An 18,628-nucleotide genomic window follows, 5' to 3' on the forward strand; every position below is an offset into this window, starting at 1 on the left:
CCGGCTACAGGGAAAGATTAACGACCTTCCGCCCTTTCAGCTTTCCCTGAAGAATTATATCCACGAAACCACTGAGCTCCTCCAGGGAACAGTCCGATGCCCGGCTGTCAAGACCGGCATCCTTCCATTCAGCGGCCAGCCGTTTCCATATGGCCACCCGGTGCTCCCTGGGACAATCGGCCGAATCAATACCCAGGAGGGCCACTCCCCGCAGGATAAAGGGAAATACGGTGAGACTCAGGTCCTGGCCGCCGGCATTGCCGCAGCTGGTAACGGCCCCACCGTACGCGGTCTGCTTCACGGCCGTGGAAAGCACATTTCCTCCCACCGTATCGATGACACCGGCCCATTGCGGCCGCAGCATTGCTTTACCCGTTGTATCATCGACTTTTTCCCTGGGAAGCACTTCAGCGGCCCCAAGTTTTTTCAGATATTCCTGATCCGGATCAAATTCCTTACCCGGATCGTTCATTATCCCGGTCACGGCCGTTACATGATATCCAGCACGGCTGAGAATCGCCACGGCATGGCTCCCCACGCCTCCCATGGCCCCGGTCACAAGGACCGTCCCGTCACCGGGCCTAATTTTACCGTGCTCGATAAGACGGTATACGGAAAGTCCGGCGGTAAAACCGGCCGTGCCATACACCATGGACTCGCGCAGCGTAAGCCCTCCCGGCAGTGGAACCACCCACCCCGCAGGAACACGTATGTACTGAGAAAAGCCTCCCCAAGTATTCATTCCCAGATCATAGCTCGTAACGACGACCTTGTCACCGGGTTTGAAACTTTCATTGCCGCTTTCCGTCACGATCCCGGCCGCGTCGATGCCGGGAGTATGGGGATATTTCCTCGTCACGCCCCGGTTCCCCGTGCACGAAAGAGCGTCCTTATAATTCAGCGATGAATAATCTACGCGCACCAGGACGTCTCCCGGAGGCAGATCGTCCGTCGTTACCCGGCCGATCTCCCGCTCAAAGGTGCCGTCGGATTTTTCCCTGACAATCATTGCTTTAAAAGTTTCTTTATCCATAATCACCTCCCATGATGCTTTTCAGCTGTGGTTCCCGTCGGATTATTTCTATATATTATTTTGATTGCTTTCTGATTATTTCTGCACAGTGCCCCATGACTGTACATCGGAGCGTAATTTATGCATATACTATGTATAGGTATTACCCGCAAAAGGTCAACGAAGAAAGAACCTGTATTGAGATATTTTGCTTGATTAATGTACTCCCTGCCCCTATGCTTTATCAAAGATTCAAACGGGTGATGAATCCATCATCCTTATAAGGGGTATGCCATGAAAGCAAAAATTCTGGTGGTCGATGATTCCGAACTTTCATTGAAACAGGTGGATAAATACCTTAAAAAGACTGATTATACCATCCACCTGGCGGACCATGCCCAGTCCGCCATTGAAAGACTTAAAAGCAACGATTACGATATCATTATAACCGATAAAAATATGCCGGGCCTATACGACAATACCGATGAAGGTGGCATGGAACTTCTTAGGTATGCTCAAAAAAACCTGCCCAACACTGAAGTTATAATGATGACCGGTTTTGCCTCCATTGAAACGGCCATTGAGGCCATGAAACTGGGGGCCTTTGACTACCTGATAAAACCCTTCACCCAGAATGAACTTCTGGACTGCATTAAGAGATTGCTGGGATACAAGGCCTTCCTCAACCCCGGGACTGCTATCAATATCTATAAAAACATCCACAATGAAATCCTGAAACTCATGGAAAGACTCAGCATCAATGATGACGAGGATACACATGCCATCCTCAAATCCCTGGACCAGAAAATAGATCACTTTTTCAAAACACAGAAAGACTGGGAAAAAGTTATCATCATGCAGCGTGAAGCGCTTGCCAATATTATACCCCTGGCGGAACAGCTAAAGGAGAACCTGCCGAACGATAAAGACGTACAGGATCTGGCAGCTAAAATAATCCGTGAAGCCGACAACCGCATATAAAAATAATGCAAGGAACAACTAACCACATGAGTTTGATAGAAATAAATATTACAGGGGAGGCATCAACACCCTGTACTGCTGAGGGGATATATGCCTGATCTCGTTCTGGGAATAGGTGACATGGGCGTTTCAAATGACCCCGGGGTCAACATCAAGACCTATGCCCTGGGTTCATGTATTGCCGTGGTATTTTACAATGCCGCATTCAAAACAGGCGGCATGGTCCATATTGCCCTGGCCGATTCCAACATCAACGAGGAGAAAAGCAGGATCAAACCGGGATATTTCGCCGATACGGGGATACCTGAACTATTAGCGTCCATGCGAAAAAAAATGGGATCACTGGACCTGTCGGGCCTGGAGGTTAAACTCATTGGAGGCGCCCGGGTCATCAGGGATGAACGTTTTTTCGATATAGGCGGCAAGAATATTGAAACGGCAAGAAAACTGATCCGATCCCTGGGACTAAAAATCAGGAGCGAGGATACTGCGGGCGATATCAGCAGAACCGTCACCCTCTTCACCGCCGATGGCAGAACCATGATCTCCAACGTGGAAAGAGGAAAATGGTTTATATGAAAAATATTCTTTTCCTATCCATCATTGTCCTGTCAGCGGGACTCTTCGCTGCTGAAGAAACGCGGTGGTCCGCCTGTACATACCAGGACAAACGAATGGTAAAGTCCATGACACTGCATTTCTTCCAGGCTTTCAATGAGAATAAGTACCATGAGATCAGGAAGATGATCGATCCTGTGGAAATGAACTTTGACGGCCAGATATGGATGTCATCGCCGAAATTCCTGTATTTCATGGGAACACTCAGGGAAAGGGGGGAGATCCGCTTCGACAATATCCGCGCATACACCTTTGATGACTGCGAAGCTGACACCGGTATAAAAAATAACGCCCTGGGCATGTACAGGGTTTTTGACAATCGTTCCATACTCACCATATCAGATCTTGTCTATACACGTAAAAACGAAAAATCCCGGGGCACCCTGCTATTTAAAAAAAGCACCGATAACGGCATCTGGTATATCGCCGCCATATCGGGCTTCAACGCCCAGCTCGAATTGCCCGCAACGACGAAACCGGGAAAGGACGAAGACTGGCGCGAGGAAGATATCCCCCAGTTAAAAATCACCCTGCCCATGTATTCGTCATTTAATAAAAAAAGACAGTATGATACCATGATCGCCTACTACGTATCCGGTCTTACAGAGCACGATGCCGCGCTACAGGTCATGGCCGTTAAAACAGGATCACCGGCGCTGGAAGAAGGATACCGTTTTGTTCAAAAGATACTGGAGACCAGGAAGCATACCGTCGTAAGAATCAAATATCTTCCCGCCGGCTACTGGTTTGAAAGCGAGGTTCTTGACCGCGATAAAAAAGAAAATAAAATGATAGTGGTATCTTTCCGCAATAAAAAACGTGTGATCATTGTGAGTCTCCTGGCTTATATGAAAATTTACGAGGAACAGTGGAAGGAGATGGAGTATACGCTGAGAAATGTTGCGCCCTATTAATAATAGGGGCGAACCATTTCGCCGGTACAATCCTTTCTTGCCCTATCTCCCTGCACCCCTCCTCCAACATTACAGCCGAGGCGGCCCGATATACTCACTGTCAATCGCTTCTATGGTCCTCTTTTTAAGATTTTTTGTGCCCACGTAACGAATTTCCTTATCGTGTTTTCTCCACCATATCCCGGCCTTCTCGCTGAATTTTTCCTCGCGCAGGACCATGGGCGGGTGAGACATGAAATAATCACGTATTATATTGGCCTCTCTTTCATCCCGCATCCCGTTCTGTTTCATGTACTGGAGAAACCGTGCGAAGGCCCTTCCTTCAGCCCCTGGATCATATTTGCTGTTTATCAGAAGTTCAAACGCATAGTTATCGGCATCATTCTCCTGCGTCTTGCTGAAGGAATGACGCAGAAGCAGGTTCATGGCAAAATCGGCCACTTTACCAAGCGTTTCATTGCCGGTTTTCCCGGCGAGGAGCTGGAAACGAACGACATCAAGACAATGCGATAACTCGATATGCCCCATCTCGTGTGAGAGAATTGCCGCGAGCTCTGCCTCACTTTTCAGTGTTTTTATAAGCCCGCGGGTAACGAATATGACACCCCCTGGAAGTGCGAAGGCATTTGGCGACGAGCTTTCATGCATATAGACGCGGTAAGGAAATGGTTTACGGGCAAACCGGGATATCTGTGACATGACGGCGTTCACATACACATAATCTTTATCGCCTGAATCGTTATGGTCGTCGCACCGGGCCTTTATGGCCTCGCCATATTCCTTTTCATCCAGGGAATCGACCGCTATTATTTCAGTCAACGCACGGCTTATTCCCCGCGTGGCATGACCGAGAAGCATATATGCCGGTGCGAGCGTTGAATCCAGCTTCGGTTGCGGTTTATGCAGATAAAACAGGGCAGCCAGCCCGGCACCTGCGGTGATGATCAACACGAAAAATATCCACCTGCCTTTTCCCATAATCAGAACCTGTCCCTGTATTTATTATAAATAATGTTCATCGCCAGCATGAGCAGGCCTACACATACAAACACAATGCCTTTAATCACGGTTCCCGATCTCGCAAGATCATAGATCAAAAGCCTGATCAGGCAGAGAGCGAGAACTCCCATGGCAAGATACCGGAAATGATTTTCCTTCAGAATAACACTCACGACAAAAATTGCAAAAGATTCCACAACCCACAGCAGCGTGTGCAGCGTTTCATCAAAGGACTTCCGGATAAAAAGGGCAATGCTGACAAAGAAAGGATAATAGATAATCAGGTTCCTGTGCCGCGACACCAGTGATATGGGAGACTTCATAAAAGCAACTGCCACGGGAAGCTCCAGGGATTCAAGTTCGCCAAAACGATGGAAAAGCATGATGTACAGAAACTGGAGAGCAATGGCAGCGCTTCCCCAGAACCATACCTGGTCCAGGAAATACGTTGAAGGAACAGCCTGTGATACCAGTACAAAGGCTATGGTAAAAAGGGCAATCCAGTGAAAGATGAGAGAATAAAAACGAAAGCGGGAAACCTTCACCTGGAATATCCTTCCCGATAGAAGCAGAACTATGGCTGCCGATATCCATAACAGAGGATGATACCGTGATGGTATCTCCATGATAAGTACCGTCATTGAAAATAGTATGATAAGCTCCCAGAAAAGCGGATGTAGAATATCCCATCCGAAATAATTCTTTTCCCGCTCCGGCTTCCTTGTAAGGGCCCAATAGGTGAAAACCGCCAATGCGAAAATTTCAATCATCAATCTGACCGGAAAGACTCCCACATGGATTTCAGACTGAATGTGAACGAGAAAATGCCTTATGAGAAAGGCGGCAATGAATGCATATCCCGAATTGATAAGGCAGTTGTCGATATAATCACCCTGCATGAGGGCCTCACCGTACCTCGCTTCCATCCACCGGGCAAGCTCAAGAAACATAACTGAAAATATGAGCCACAGTATGCCCGGAATGAAAGGGGATACGGGATTGAAAAACTTATAGATCGCGTACAGTATGGATGCGCTGAATGTATAATAAATAACGATATTTCTTTGTTTCACAATAAAAACTGCCGCACTTTCCATAAATTTGACAGGAGCCGGCAGTGTAATATCCTTCAACCTGCTGTATTTGTACAGAGCAGCGGCAAATATGAACTGCATGACAAGGGTGATCATGCCGAAAAGCCATGCCTGATCAAACCAGTTTTCCGATGGAACCGATTGAACACTGAGAAGGAATGTCACATTGAACATGGAGGCCCAGAAAAGGAACACCGAATAGAGTCTCATTCTCGATATGGCCCCGAACCTGTTTCCAATGACAAGGAGAAAAACCGCCATGGAAACCCAGATAAGCGAGTGATACACATCGGGAGTTTCAATGGTCAGTGTTATCACCGAAAATATCAGCACCATTTCCCACATGAGAGGGTGAAGATATTTCCAACTCAGCAAATCAACGGCGGAAGGCTTGACCGTGGCCCAGTATAAAAAAACCGCCACGGAGAAAATTTCCACCATGAGTCGCACCTGCAGTCCCGCTATGGTCAGTTCCGACTGCATATCGACCATGAAATATCGTGCGACAAAAAGGCCGATAAAGGCATAGGCTGCATGGAGTATGTACCTGTCCGTCTCCCCTTTTCCTGTCAGGACAAGAGCGTATTTCCGGCGCAGGAAGCGTGCAACTTCAAGATATATGACCGACACAGTGAGCCAGACCGGCCCCGGGATCATTGGTGAAACCGGTTCAAGGACTGCATACAGTACAACGGCAAGACTTATGGAGAAGAGGTAGACCCCGGGCCATTTGACATATCTGTCCAGCGTTTTAACAAATGAAGCCCGTATAACAACTGCGGCAAGAAGGAAAACAGGTGCAGCATAGAGCATGACAGCACTCTTTGATATATCTTCGGTTCCCAGGATATGCCGCCATGCCATGATAAATATCAGGGGAACAAGGAGAATAAGCCCCATACCGATTCCATTTGACTGCCGCAACTGCCGCACAACAAGCAGGAATATGCATATTGCCGATATGACGGCGGCGGCCCATGTATAGGTAAAAGTGTAACGCCAGAAAAGAAGCGCCATGACAGGAATAATAAAGCCGCTTATGGAGAACCTGCCGACGGGCTCCCTGGACAGGTAAGCCCGGGGCGAGTCAAAGGACTCTCCGTTTTTTCCCACGGCGTAGAGATGAAAGGCCGTTTCTACCAGCAAAGCCGCCAGGATCACCGCTGAATTTTTAACCGCCATGGGAGCATCGGCAGGATCAAATATAGACGCCGACCATCCCATGAGAAACAGCAGGGACAGGTGATGCAGCGCCATCCCGATTTTTTGCAGAATCCAGTCACCCTCCCTGTCGACTATGAGCAGGAATATGATAATCTCAATATAGGCCGTTGCCGAAATCATGAGCGTGTCAAAACCCCACCGGGACAGAGATATAACCGTGAAAAGCGCCAGCGACTGGGATATGAGAATATCCGTCACATACAGCCAGCGAATGCCCAGAGTCCGCGCATGTTTAGCCAGAAAAAATATAATCACCGTTGCAAAGGCCAATACAAGGGAATTCCATTTTGCTCCCGTTGAATAAAAGAGCAGCCCTACCCCGAGAAAGGTCCAGTTCAGGATATGCACGACAAAGGGCAGAGTTTCGAAACGCTCCGTTTTATATATCTGCCGATAGTGCGAAAAAACGGCGATGATACCCACAGCCAGTGTTGTGGCTATACCGGCAATTCTCATATTCACGGGCATTAGTTCCGCCGTATAACCGCTGATATAATGCCAGTAGAGATGATAGGCAAAAAATGCCGTAATGGTCACCAGGAGATGGTACTCCCATCGGGACCGAAAGGCGATGGCAATACTGAAAAACACGATTATGCCGGCGATTATAAAAGTAAGACTGCTCTGGGGAACAACTGCCATACCGGCCAGGCTGATAAGGGCATGAAGGGAGGCAAAGTACTGCGTGCCACCGGCATAACCGGAATAGAGATTCACCGCGATACCCATAATGACAAGGACCAGGGCCACACCCTCATTATCAATGAACTTCAGGCCGGGAATTCCTCCAGCGCCGATAACGGCGAAGAGGAGCACGGCGCTGCCGGCGCTTCTCAACCACCGGGCCAGTTTCATCCATGAATCCTTTTTCCTTAGAAGTACATATGAGGCAAATAGCGCCAGTGCCACGAGTATTATCATACCAAAACGGAAAAGGGCCGACAGTGTCAGCAAAGCGTATATGCCGAGAAAGCCAACACCCATCACAAGGATGGCGGCGCCCAGGATACCCGTCCAGTTTTCCACCAGTTGTTTTTCAAATTTGCTCCACAGCTCCGGATATGCTTCTTTTAAACGCCGCGGGATAAAACCGGCCCGTGTTCCTGCTGCCGACGGGGAAGTCTTAACCTTCATGTGCTCAACAGGCGGCACACTTACGGATTGCGTTTTCTTTTTGCTCACTGAATCAGAATCTTTCAGTGCTTCGCCACCCTGACTCACCGCCCTGAAAGCAGCCTCGGGAAGGGGCAGCACTTCCGGTGCGGGTGGAATAGGCGTTTTCTTCTCTGTCAATTTTTCCGGCGCTTTCCCGGTTTCAGCAGCCGCTGCTTCAGGTTTATGCACCACAACACCTTGTTCCATTTCGGCAGTCTTACTGCCTCCCTTCTCCAGAATCCTGATCTTATCTTCAAGACCACCTATTCTTTTATCCAGGTTCCGGCTCCGAAGCCAGAGGAAAAAAATGCAGACAAAAACGATAAATAGCAAGGTACTATCCATTATGGCAACCCCGTTGAACTTTCAGATTACATTAACCGCGACAAATGGGCAGCAGCATTTTCTCATAGCTTGTTAAGGCTGAAATAGCAAGAATTATTTCAACTTTTATTTTAAGAGCTGTGCAGGATATTTCCGGCAGGTAATTATTCGCCTTTAGTTATTTCGCCATGCCTGGATACTTACGGGCTACAGCTTTCTTATAAGATCAATCAGTTTACCTTTGAGCTCAATCTGATCATTAATATTTTTATAGCTGCGAATATACTTTTCCAGATATTCCGTGAGTCTTCCATTGACCTCAATATCGTGCTTCCCCATTTCCCCAGCCGGGACCTTTCCTGAATCGGCATTACACCCGGTCAGTGCATCAAGACCAGCTATAGTATCATTTCCGAACAGGGACTGCTGACTCTGTTTCATGACCGCGCCTCCTGATCCTCAATCTGTTTTAATTATCGTATAAAAGGGCGTGAAGAATAACCTGAAGCGGCCTGTTTGGATTATATTTTTGCGGTACATGCAGAATGGTATATGTTCATTACACGCCATGTGCTCTCCATGGGGAATACATGGCGTGTAATGCCGGGGAAACAGTGAGAGGTCAGAAAATATCTTCTTTTTTACTTCTTTTTAACCGGGGGCTTCCCCTTCTTTGACGGCTTACCACGCTGGATTGCGTCGACCAAATCGTGAGTAATTTCATTTTTCAGCCGGGCCACCAGGTCCGCTTCAACCTTACTCTCAATTTCTTTCTCCAGTTCCAGTTTGGCCGTTTCGGAAAGCTCCTCGCGGGGTTTCTCCTGATATTCTTCCTTAAATATAAGCTGGCGAATATCCGACAACATGACATAGAGTATGGGCGTGCCTATAAGCGTAATCAGGGTCCCGAAGACAAGACCATAGGAGAGGGAAAGAGCCATGGGCTTCAGGAAAGGGTCATATCCGCCAATACCATAAGCCGTTGGCATGAGCCCCAGTACCGTGGTAATGGTGGTAAGAAATATGGGACGCAGCCTCGTGGCCCCCGCCTCAACACAGGCCTCTACGGGATGCAGGCCTTCAACACGTTTCTTCTGTATAAAATCAACTAGCACGATGGAATCATTGACAACGACACCGGCCAGTCCTACCACTCCCATAAGGGCGAGAAAGGAAATGGGGAGACCATGAAAAAAGAAAGTCCAGATAACACCTATCAGTGTCATGGGAATAACCATGACGATAATGAGGGGATGCACCAGCGACCTGAAAAGGGCAACGAGAATGATATATATAGCCACAAAGGCAATGACAAAGGACTTCATAAGGTCCTCAACGGATTCCTGTGTGTCCTTGAATTCACCTTCATAGCTCACGGCATATCCGGGATAACGTTGTTCAATTCCTTCAAATTTTTTCGTTAACATACGGTTCACCGTAACCGATGTTACACCCTTGGCATGCTCGTCGATGTCAGCCGTGACATTGACGACACGCCGGTAATCCTTACGGGTAATAAGGGACATGCCCTGGGTTGTTTCAAAATGGGCAATCCGCGACAGGGGTATGAGGTTCCCCATGCGGTTCGCGATCTTGATATTCTGGAGACTTGCCACCCTGTTTTTAATGCCTTCGGGAAAATTGACCCTCACATCGATAACCTCGTCGGTCTTTCTGATACTTGTGGCAACGGTACCCTCGTAACAGGAGCGGACGGTTGAGGCCACATCGTACACCGTGATACCGGCGATGGCCGCTGTTCTCTCATCAACCACTACGCGTATTTCGTCCTTCTTGTCTTCAAAGTCGTCCTTGATATCCTTCAAACCTTTTATCGTATGCAGGTAGGTTTTAAAATCACCGGATATTTTCCTGAGTACATCAAAATCATCACCTTTGATGGTGACCTGCACGGGCTTCCCCACGGGAGGACCATTGGCTATATAAGCAAATTCCAGCTTGGTAAACTCTTTTTTAAAAGGAGCACATTTTTTCCGCACCTCGTCGATTATTTCATCGGCCTTACGTTTTCGGTTTTGTTCAGGCGTTAAATAAATCATAACGATACCATAGTTGGAACCGCGCTTTGTGTTGGGATCATTAGGCTGCTCCTGAAGAATCCCGGCGCTGGCCGTATAGGTATCAAGATCGATTGCAGGCAACTCTCCCACGACCTTCTCCACAAGGCCCAGTTTTCGGCTCATATCCTGAACAAGCGTCCCCGAGGTTGCTTCGGCCTTTACCACGGCTATTTCGACACCGCCCTGGGGAAACAGTATAAACTTTATATGCGTCACGGCAAAAATAATGGACGCGATAAAAAACACGCTGATCAGAAACAGTGACTTATACCGGTTCGTAAGAATAACTGAGATAAAGGCCTTGTATTTGTTCATGAAAAAAACATGAAGACCTCCTTCCTCGTCCTTCAGGGCCTTGTGATTACTCCTGTCCTTTTCGATGTCCTTGATATGGGAGGGCAAAATGAACATGCACTCGATCCATGAGGCCAATAGAGCTACAATAACCACGGCAGGCAGAGTCCACATGAACTTGCCCATGATACCCTTCATTAGAATAAGAGGCGAAAAGGCCACGACAGTGGTGAGAATTGTACCCATGACGGGAATAATAACCTCACTGGTACCGTTAACCACGGCCTGTTTCACGGACTCTCCTTCCTCCATGTGCCGGTAGATATTTTCCGCCACGACAATAGCATCATCGACGAGCATACCCAGCACCATGATGAGACCGAACATGGACATAAGATTGATACTGATACCATACCAGGCCATCCAGATAAAGGTGGCAAAAAAGGCCGTTGGTATGCCAAGGGCCGTAACAATTGATATACGCCATCCCAGTGTGATAAGAAGCGAAAGGACTACCAGGGTGAAACCGATAATTCCGTTGGTCACCAGAACATTCAGCCTGCGCTTTACATAATATGAGAAGTCCCTGTATATTGAGATGTTATACTCTTTAGGCAGTATCTTCTTGAATTTATCAACCTCCACCATGACACTGTCCACCAGCGTTATAATGTCGGCCGATTCTTTTTTCACCACGGTAAGAGCGATGGATTTTTCCCCCCGGGTCTTATTGATAACGGTTTCCTCTTCGAAGGAGTCACGAACCTGGGCAACATCACCTATGGTGACCCAGTTTCCCATATCGTTAGCCCTGATGAGGACTTTCCTTATTTCATCAACGTTCTTAACCTCACCCACAGTGCGGATCAGAACCTCCCGGCCATCCTCCTTAATAACACCTCCGGGAAAATCCAGGCTCTTCCTGGACAGGGCAAGTATAACCTCATTGATGGCTACGTGATATGAATCAAGCAATCCGGGTTTTACATCTATAATCATCTCCCTGTCGCGGTATCCTTTTTTGTCCACCTTGGCCACGCCGCTTACATCGACAATTTTATCCTCCAGCATTTTGGCGTACCGGCGCAGCTCAAATTCCTGCGCATCATTGTTTACACCGTTTTTGCTGAAAATAGAAATTTCAATGATAGGCTGCTGCTTCGTATTGAGTTCCCGTACATCGGGGTCCTCGGCATCATCGGGCATATCATCAACCTTGTCTACGGCATTCTTTATATCATTGATCGTCTTATCCTTGTTGTCCAGGTCGGGGTCCAGCTGGATAGCGATAACGGACCGTGACTCCAGAGAACTGGCATGAATCTGCTTGATACCATCCACTTCGCGCAATTCATCCTCTACAGGCTTGGTGATGTGCTTCTCCACATCCGCAGGTGTTGCTCCGGGATAGACCGTTGTGATAAGGACCCAGTCAAAATCAACATTGGGAAAGGCCTCCCTTTTGGCGGAAAAAATAAAAACGAGGCCCGCGATGAGGAGTCCTACAGTAAAGATATTAACCAGCAGTGATCTTTCAGCAAAATAGGCAACGAGACGTTTCATAGGATTTTATCCATTTGTTAGTTTTTTATGGCAATATATATATTCTCCTCATCAAGTCACTTCAGACGGTTCTTATTACCAAGGAAAAGGCTGCCGCAGAGACACAGAGCCACGGAGAATGAGGAAAATTAATTAAATGTATGATTCATTGCCCGTATGGAAATGTCTGTCAAGAAATAATTTACAATCGTATACAATTAAGAATATATTGGGAAATATTAATAAATGACACTTTATATTTCAATTTTGTACCTTTATCGTCAGGCCACGCTCTCTGTGTCTCCGTCGTGGCTGCTTTATCTACTGTGCGTACATGCGGGCAAAACTCAGGTTTTCCCTGAAGGGCAAAAGGAGCTGGATATCGACGGAGCCCTTTTCAATCTCCCTGTCGAAACCGGAAACGGAAATTCCCAGAAGCCTTACAAGCCTGTCCCCGGCCTCTGTTCTGTCGAGGAGAAGTGGTATATGTCGTATAATGTCTTCCGCCGTTGTGATGCTTTCAGCAAGGGTCAGGCTTCTCGTGCAGGATACAAAATCATGGTATTTAACTTTAAGTGTAACGGTTCTTCCCCGGATTTGCATCTCCTCCATCATGCCGCCGACCTGGCGGGCAAGATCTTCGACTATACCCAGCATGGCTTCCCGGTCGCTCATATCCTTCTGAAAAGTCGTTTCTTTCCCGATAGATTTTCTCTCATGGCATGGTTCAACATCACGACAATCCCGGCCATGGGCTATTTCGTAATACCATTCACCGGACTTGCCGAAAAACCGTACAAGCGTATGGCGGTCCATTCTCCTCAGGTCAGCACCGGTATGGACTCCCATATCCTTCATCCGTTTTTCCGTTGCCTTGCCGATGCCGTGAAATTTACCGATGGGAAGAGAGCTGATAAAATCATCGGCACGATCGGGAGTCACCACGGTGATGCCATTGGGTTTGTTGAAATCCGATGCCACCTTTGCCAGGAACTTATTATACGAGACACCGGCTGAAGCCGTAAGATGCGTTACATTATAAATCTTCTTCCTGATTTCGTCGGCTATCCATGTCGCGGAAGGTATGTTGGGCCTGTTCTCCGTCACATCGAGGTATGCTTCATCGAGAGAAAGGGGCTCCACCAGATCGGTATACTCATGAAATATCTCCTGTATCTGTTCCGAAACTTCATGATATGCATCAAATCTTCCGCGCACAAAAACAGCCTGCGGACAGAGCCGGTACGCCATACTGGACGGCATGGCCGAATGAATGCCGAATCTCCGGGCTTCATAGGAACAGGCGGCAACTACTCCCCTGCTGTCAGGCGGTCCTCCTACAATGACAGGCCTTCCCCGCAACGCCCGGTTATCACGCTGCTCGACGGCAGCGAAGAAGGCATCCATGTCGATGTGGATAATTTTTTTCATAATTTAATCCAACAACCCCGGCGAATTCACATTCCCTTTTTAAGAATCAGGTGTCGCCACCCCTGAGAGGGGTTTAACACTATCTGGTTTCAAGTTCGTGATATATTTTCTTTAATACATTATCAATAGAATTTTCTATTTCTCTATTGCTAATACGAAGAGTTTTTATATCGACACCCTGGAGAAACATATCTCTATATTCATCATAGTCCTTCCTTCTGTTGTGGATTTCCCCATCAACTTCCACAGCCAGTTTTTTCTCATGACAATAAAAATCCAAAATATAGCGATAGACAGGATGCTGACACCTAAACCGATATCCACCAAGTTTTCTTTTTCTTATTTGTTCCCATAATAAATTCTCAGCATAGGTTAAACTGATCCTCATTCCCCTGGCAAGTTGAATCACATATCCTGGTGTTTTTAACTTTTGAGTCATCAGCAATCTTTATATCCTATCCTTATTTAAGTCCCCCTCTGGGGGATTTAGGGGGGTAAGTCCCCCTCTGGGGGATTTAGGGGGGCAAGTCCCCCTCTGGGGGATTTAGGGGGCTATGCACAAACCGAATACGGTACTTCCTCACCGTGCCGCATATCTCTCCCCTCACCCATCTTTCGGCACATCTCCGGCGCTGTGCCGAAATTAAGCAGTATCCCCGCCTCGCAGCACGTGGCCAGAACAGCATTTTCTATTCCATATTCATCGGCATCGGCCAAAAAGGGATCGGCTTTTATTGATACAATGATCCTGTTATTTATCACCAGGTCCGTATCATAGGTTCCGACTATAATCCCTTCATAGTAAACGTTCAGGGCATGATCGATTCTGTATTCAATATGCATACAGTCCAGCTCCACCATGAAGGCCCGAAGATAGATATCCCGTGCAAAGCCGTATCCCAAAGTATTATACACCCGGTAGAAGGCCTCACTAATTCTGTTTATCGTGTCAATTTTTTTCACCTGTAACCTCCTGTAGAACTCTCATCCATGAAAGATTATTCTCTAATAGCATCAAAAAGCTCCGCATCGCCGGGTATATCGAACTTCACACCGCGACGCGCCAGGATCCGTGCCGCCACCATGTACACCGACAGGGCGTCGGCCCTGCAATAGGCGACAAGCTTATCCCGGGCGCTCCTGTCCCCGGCCTGCCACCGGTAGTAAAGATCAACGGCTTCAAATCCGTCCACGTCCTTAATTTCCCCGGGACGCCTGATATTTATTTCTTTCTCAATCGATTTGAGGCCGCCGCGGTACCCTTCGTGATACGCCACCCAGCGCAGGTCAACATGGGGACACGATATTTCCGGAATATTAAAGGTCTTTTCAATGAAGGGAATATCAAAGCAGTTGCCGTTGAAGGTCACCAGGAGCTCGGAATCATCGACGAGCATAAGAAAATCGTCGAGGTTCTCACCATGTACAAAAGAATACATCTTCCCCCGATGCCAGGCGGCTATGACCGATGCGTGATTGTAGTGCCATGACAATCCCGTAGTCTCGATATCAAACCAGGTAGCCCGGTCAAAATACTGGGCCAGTATACGCCAGTGTTCCCTGGCAGGATAGGCATTGACAAAATAAGCTATATCCCCCGTGGCCAGGGCCTCCCTGCTCCGCTCCAGCGTATCGATGACTCTCCGGAGACGCGCTCCCTTCATGGGAATTCTCCCGGTCTCCTCAAGGCAATCGTCCCAGTTGGAGAGACCCAGTTCCCTGAAGCGTGTTTCAGTCCGTGGACCGATGCCGGGACAGTGTAACAGACATTCCGATATCAATGGAGACGCTCCCTCTTTCTCTGTAGTATTCTGGCCGCCCGGTCCAGCTTTTCATTGATGAGCTTTTTTTCCAGATCAACGGGCGGAGCTTCAATGGGAAATTCAACAGGTGTCGTAAAATACTGCACTTCCGGCACCACGGTTTCCCCCGACAGCAGGGCCTGTATGAGCGACAGGGTGCACTTCGTCGAGGCGTTTGATTCCACCAGGAATATTTCCAGCTCCCGGGAATCGACGCCCGGCGGCAGGGGCGGCACGCAGGAAGGGCATCCACCCTTGCAGTCACACTCATCTATGATGGTCCTGCACAGGTCCAGGCAAAGCTCATGCTTCTCGAATATTTTTTCGGCATAGCCGACACCGCCCTCGATGGTGTCGTACAGGTAAAGGGCGCTCTTCCACTGATCGTCCTCTACCTCCACGAGAGAAACATCCGTAGAGATATCGGAAACATCGGCCATACATATAAGGGGAGCGGCGTGGCGCAGGATATAGGCCAGGCCGTGGAAAGCTGCGCCTACCATTCGTTTGTCTACGGCCTCCAGTGCCCCGGTCCATTTCTTCGGCGCCATGAGGCTAAAGCCCGTTGTATCGTATTCAAAAGCCGCCAGGGTGATGGGGCCGTACCCGATATTCTCGTAACTGCGCTCCCGGATCTTTTTGTAAAGCTTGGGCTGTTTGTTCACATTTATAAAACCGAATTCCATCCTGGCGCCCCGGCTGTATTTCTTTTCCTGTGACTCAATCATTTCAATGCGCCCTTCCCATACGGCCTCGGTAAAATAATCGGCCTCCACGGGCTCCACGTAGCAGAGCTTCTTTTCGAGATCCAGGTCCAGGGACATGTATTTCCGTCCCAGGTGCTGATAAATGGCGTCCTTGTACAGGGTCCCCCGGGCGCCGATAGGATCTATCTCGCCGATCACCTCAGAGCCGTGAATTATCTCAATGTTGTAATCAGTGAGGCCCCGGAGATTCACGCCCCGCGAAGGATAATCCTGCAACGCATACCGGAAGGAATCATGATAAGGAACCACTGTTTTTTCGTTTTTCAGTATATCCAGGGCGCTGGAATAGACAAGGGCATCGAAGCCGGGCTCGCTGGCACGCAGGGGATGTTCATGGGCGGCACAGGGCAGATGCTGGAGCATGATATAGGGATTGTCGGCGTTCAGCAGGGCCTGTTCCACGGGAGCGCTGGTGATGAATTCAGGGTGATGAACCAGGTACTGGTCAATGGGACTGTCCTTGGCGATGTACACGATGACGGCATCGTTTTCCTTACGGCCAACGCGGCCCGACTGCTGCCGGAAGCTGGCCACGGTTCCGGGATGTCCCGAGAGTATGCACAGCTCCAGGTCGCCGATATCGATGCCCAGTTCAAGGGCGTTGGTGGTGATAATCACGGTTATTTTGCCGCTCACCAGGTCCCGCTCCAGCTGCCGCCGCTCTCCGGGAAGAAGCCCACCGCGGTAAGGCTTGACTTTCGACCGAAGCTCCGGGTTCCCGTCACAGACGGCCCGGTAGAGCCGCTCCACCTCCTGGCGGGCCCGGCAGAAACAGATGGTCCGCACTCCCCTCTTTGCCGCCTCGCGTATGAGGGGAATGGAAACCGAGGCCGTGCCCTTGCGGTACATGGCATGGCCCTGGCTCTGTACCAGGGAAGGATTGATGAAAAAGAACTCGCGATCGGGCCTCGGCGCCCCGTCTTTTTCTATAACATTGAAATCGCGGTGAAAGAGGGCCTTTACATGATCATGGGGATTCCCCACCGTGGCCGACGAGCAGATGAAAACCGGGGAGCTGCCGTGGATTTCACAGACCCGCCGGAGCCGGCGAAACACATTGGATACATGGGAACCGAAAGCACCGCGATAGATATGCACCTCGTCAACGACAATGTACCGCAGGCGCGACAGGAAGGATTTCCATTTCCGGTTATGATTGGGAAGAATACCGTTGTGGAGCATATCGGGATTGGTAATGATGAAGTCAGCGCTGTTCTGGATGCGGGACCGTTCATCCTGGGGCGTATCACCGTCAAAGGTGCCCAGGCGCCCGCTTTTCTGCACCACATCCATGAGGGCGCCGAAGGTGCTTTCCTGGTCCCGCGACAATGCCTTGGTGGGATACAGGAGCAGAACCGAAAAGGGCTGTTCCGCACTGATATATTCATTGAGTATGGGAAGAAAAAAGGACAGGGTCTTTCCGCTGGCCGTATGGGATACCAGCAGGGTGTTCTCACCGGCACTGATGGATTCAAAGGCATCCTTCTGATGGGAATAGAGCCGGGTGATTCCCTGGCTCACCAGGACCGACTTCAGTTTTTCATGCAGTACGCCGGGAAAGGGTTCGAATTCACCCTTTCTTTTATTGATCTTCAGATGAGCACGCGTATCCTTTTCAAAACGTGCCTGCAGGAAATTCTTTATATCCGCCATAGTTCACCTCTGCAACATATGAAACACCATGGGTACGACTATACTACTTAACGGATATATGTCAACTAATGTTTAGCATATTTATGTGTGTTAATTTAAAATTTTTTAATTTTTGACATTCCGATAGCCATGAAGAACGGCAATTACATCGATCTGATCAGGTTTAAGATGATAGATTATACGATACGGTCCATCAAAAACTTCCCGAATCTGATCCATTTCAAACTCAGGTACAATTCTCCCGGATAATGGGAAGTCAGCTATTTGTATGGATTTTTTTGTTAACCTGTCAACGGTCTTTTTGGCATATAATTCGGAATGTTGCACTATGTAGTTGTAAATCGAATCAAGATGTTTTTCCGCAGTGTCCGTCCAGTATACTTTCAATCGTCAAAACCGTATTTTTTTCTCAGTTCATGCACATCTTTTATTTTGCCGGCTTGACTATCTTCCATACCCGATTCAATGGCCTGACGTATATAAATTTCACGCATCAAATCATCCCAAGTAGCACCTTCAGGCAATTTATCTATTAAAGATTTTGCCTCCTTTTTGATCATCGTTTTACCCATACACTTCACCTCTTTATACTGCACTAACAAAGGTACTATATGCTCATTGCAAAGACAATTACTTTTTGGCATTCCAACTCTTTTCGGACTTCTGATTATATGGACTGCACGCCTTGATTGCAGAGTAGTAGAATTAAACAAAGACCAAACAGAACTGCATAAAAA

At 48.3% G+C, this 18,628-nt stretch carries 15 protein-coding genes; 3 read left to right on the plus strand and 12 right to left on the minus strand.

Annotated features, from left to right (window positions below):
- Positions 1-4: 4 nt before the first annotated feature.
- Positions 5-1,033: an oxidoreductase gene (locus CVV44_05280; GenBank protein ID PKL39634.1), complete on the minus strand. Its 1,029-nt coding sequence runs from the start codon at positions 1,031-1,033 to the stop codon at positions 5-7.
- 273 nt (positions 1,034-1,306) lie between these two features.
- Here CVV44_05280 and CVV44_05285 point away from each other — a divergent pair, with 273 nt between their 5' ends.
- The 3 genes from CVV44_05285 to CVV44_05295 all read left to right on the plus strand — a co-directional run bounded on the left by CVV44_05285 (position 1,307) and on the right by CVV44_05295 (position 3,525).
- Complete coding sequence (locus CVV44_05285; GenBank protein ID PKL39635.1) at positions 1,307-1,993, plus strand: hypothetical protein; 687 nt, start codon at positions 1,307-1,309, stop codon at positions 1,991-1,993.
- A 90-nt stretch (positions 1,994-2,083) separates the two neighbouring features.
- The gene (locus CVV44_05290; protein ID PKL39636.1) at positions 2,084-2,572 is read left to right on the plus strand and encodes a chemotaxis protein CheD; all 489 of its coding nucleotides are present in this window, start codon (positions 2,084-2,086) and stop codon (positions 2,570-2,572) included.
- On the plus strand, positions 2,569-3,525 hold the full coding sequence (locus tag CVV44_05295) for a hypothetical protein (protein PKL39637.1): 957 nt from the start codon (positions 2,569-2,571) through the stop codon (positions 3,523-3,525). The genes CVV44_05290 and CVV44_05295 overlap by 4 nt, the downstream gene beginning before the upstream one ends.
- Positions 3,526-3,594: 69 nt before the next feature.
- On the opposite strand, the gene CVV44_05300 is transcribed toward CVV44_05295, so the two are convergent.
- From CVV44_05300 to CVV44_05350, 11 genes are all read right to left on the minus strand, one after another.
- Entirely contained in the window at positions 3,595-4,503 is a 909-nt protein-coding gene (locus tag CVV44_05300) for a peptidase M48 (GenBank protein ID PKL39638.1), read from the minus strand.
- 2 nt (positions 4,504-4,505) lie between these two features.
- Positions 4,506-8,342, minus strand: coding sequence for a hypothetical protein (locus CVV44_05305; GenBank protein PKL39639.1), 3,837 nt, complete (start codon positions 8,340-8,342; stop codon positions 4,506-4,508).
- Positions 8,343-8,528: 186 nt separating this feature from the next.
- Positions 8,529-8,762 carry a hypothetical protein gene (locus tag CVV44_05310; GenBank protein PKL39640.1) on the minus strand — a complete coding sequence of 78 codons (234 nt, stop codon included), beginning with the start codon at positions 8,760-8,762 and terminating at the stop codon, positions 8,529-8,531.
- Positions 8,763-8,962: 200 nt separating this feature from the next.
- On the minus strand, positions 8,963-12,259 hold the full coding sequence (locus CVV44_05315; GenBank protein ID PKL39641.1) for an AcrB/AcrD/AcrF family protein: 3,297 nt from the start codon (positions 12,257-12,259) through the stop codon (positions 8,963-8,965).
- A 300-nt stretch (positions 12,260-12,559) separates the two neighbouring features.
- Positions 12,560-13,669 (minus strand): DNA polymerase IV, encoded by a 1,110-nt coding sequence (locus tag CVV44_05320; GenBank protein ID PKL39642.1) that lies wholly within the window; start codon positions 13,667-13,669, stop codon positions 12,560-12,562.
- A gap of 79 nt (positions 13,670-13,748) precedes the next feature.
- Complete coding sequence (locus CVV44_05325; GenBank protein ID PKL39643.1) at positions 13,749-14,108, minus strand: hypothetical protein; 360 nt, start codon at positions 14,106-14,108, stop codon at positions 13,749-13,751.
- A gap of 113 nt (positions 14,109-14,221) precedes the next feature.
- Complete coding sequence (locus CVV44_05330) at positions 14,222-14,632, minus strand: GxxExxY protein (protein PKL39644.1); 411 nt, start codon at positions 14,630-14,632, stop codon at positions 14,222-14,224.
- A 35-nt stretch (positions 14,633-14,667) separates the two neighbouring features.
- On the minus strand, positions 14,668-15,450 hold the full coding sequence (locus CVV44_05335) for a hypothetical protein (protein PKL39645.1): 783 nt from the start codon (positions 15,448-15,450) through the stop codon (positions 14,668-14,670).
- Positions 15,447-17,891 carry a hypothetical protein gene (locus tag CVV44_05340; GenBank protein ID PKL39646.1) on the minus strand — a complete coding sequence of 815 codons (2,445 nt, stop codon included), beginning with the start codon at positions 17,889-17,891 and terminating at the stop codon, positions 15,447-15,449. Before CVV44_05340 ends, CVV44_05335 begins: the two co-directional genes overlap by 4 nt.
- A 105-nt stretch (positions 17,892-17,996) precedes the next feature.
- Entirely contained in the window at positions 17,997-18,278 is a 282-nt protein-coding gene (locus CVV44_05345; protein ID PKL39647.1) for a type II toxin-antitoxin system RelE/ParE family toxin, read from the minus strand.
- Positions 18,275-18,463: a hypothetical protein gene (locus CVV44_05350; GenBank protein ID PKL39648.1), complete on the minus strand. Its 189-nt coding sequence runs from the start codon at positions 18,461-18,463 to the stop codon at positions 18,275-18,277. The genes CVV44_05345 and CVV44_05350 overlap by 4 nt, the downstream gene beginning before the upstream one ends.
- Between the last annotated feature and the right edge of the window lie 165 nt (positions 18,464-18,628).

The organism is Spirochaetae bacterium HGW-Spirochaetae-1, assembly GCA_002839375.1.
Lineage (GTDB): Bacteria > Spirochaetota > UBA4802 > UBA4802 > UBA5550 > PGXY01.

Excerpts from the sequence above, each read along its gene's own strand:
- CVV44_05290 (PKL39636.1), top strand. The coding sequence starts at position 2,084 with ATGCCTGATCTCGTTCTGGGAATAGGTGACATGGGCGTTTCAAATGAC.
- CVV44_05285 (PKL39635.1), top strand. The coding sequence starts at position 1,307 with ATGAAAGCAAAAATTCTGGTGGTCGATGATTCCGAACTTTCATTGAAA.
- CVV44_05350 (PKL39648.1), bottom strand. The coding sequence starts at position 18,463 with ATGGGTAAAACGATGATCAAAAAGGAGGCAAAATCTTTAATAGATAAA.
- CVV44_05340 (PKL39646.1), bottom strand. The coding sequence starts at position 17,891 with ATGGCGGATATAAAGAATTTCCTGCAGGCACGTTTTGAAAAGGATACG.
- CVV44_05310 (PKL39640.1), bottom strand. The coding sequence starts at position 8,762 with ATGAAACAGAGTCAGCAGTCCCTGTTCGGAAATGATACTATAGCTGGT.
- CVV44_05280 (PKL39634.1), bottom strand. The coding sequence starts at position 1,033 with ATGGATAAAGAAACTTTTAAAGCAATGATTGTCAGGGAAAAATCCGAC.
- CVV44_05315 (PKL39641.1), bottom strand. The coding sequence starts at position 12,259 with ATGAAACGTCTCGTTGCCTATTTTGCTGAAAGATCACTGCTGGTTAAT.
- CVV44_05325 (PKL39643.1), bottom strand. The coding sequence starts at position 14,108 with ATGACTCAAAAGTTAAAAACACCAGGATATGTGATTCAACTTGCCAGG.
- CVV44_05295 (PKL39637.1), top strand. The coding sequence starts at position 2,569 with ATGAAAAATATTCTTTTCCTATCCATCATTGTCCTGTCAGCGGGACTC.
- CVV44_05305 (PKL39639.1), bottom strand. The coding sequence starts at position 8,342 with ATGGATAGTACCTTGCTATTTATCGTTTTTGTCTGCATTTTTTTCCTC.
- CVV44_05300 (PKL39638.1), bottom strand. The coding sequence starts at position 4,503 with ATGGGAAAAGGCAGGTGGATATTTTTCGTGTTGATCATCACCGCAGGT.
- CVV44_05320 (PKL39642.1), bottom strand. The coding sequence starts at position 13,669 with ATGAAAAAAATTATCCACATCGACATGGATGCCTTCTTCGCTGCCGTC.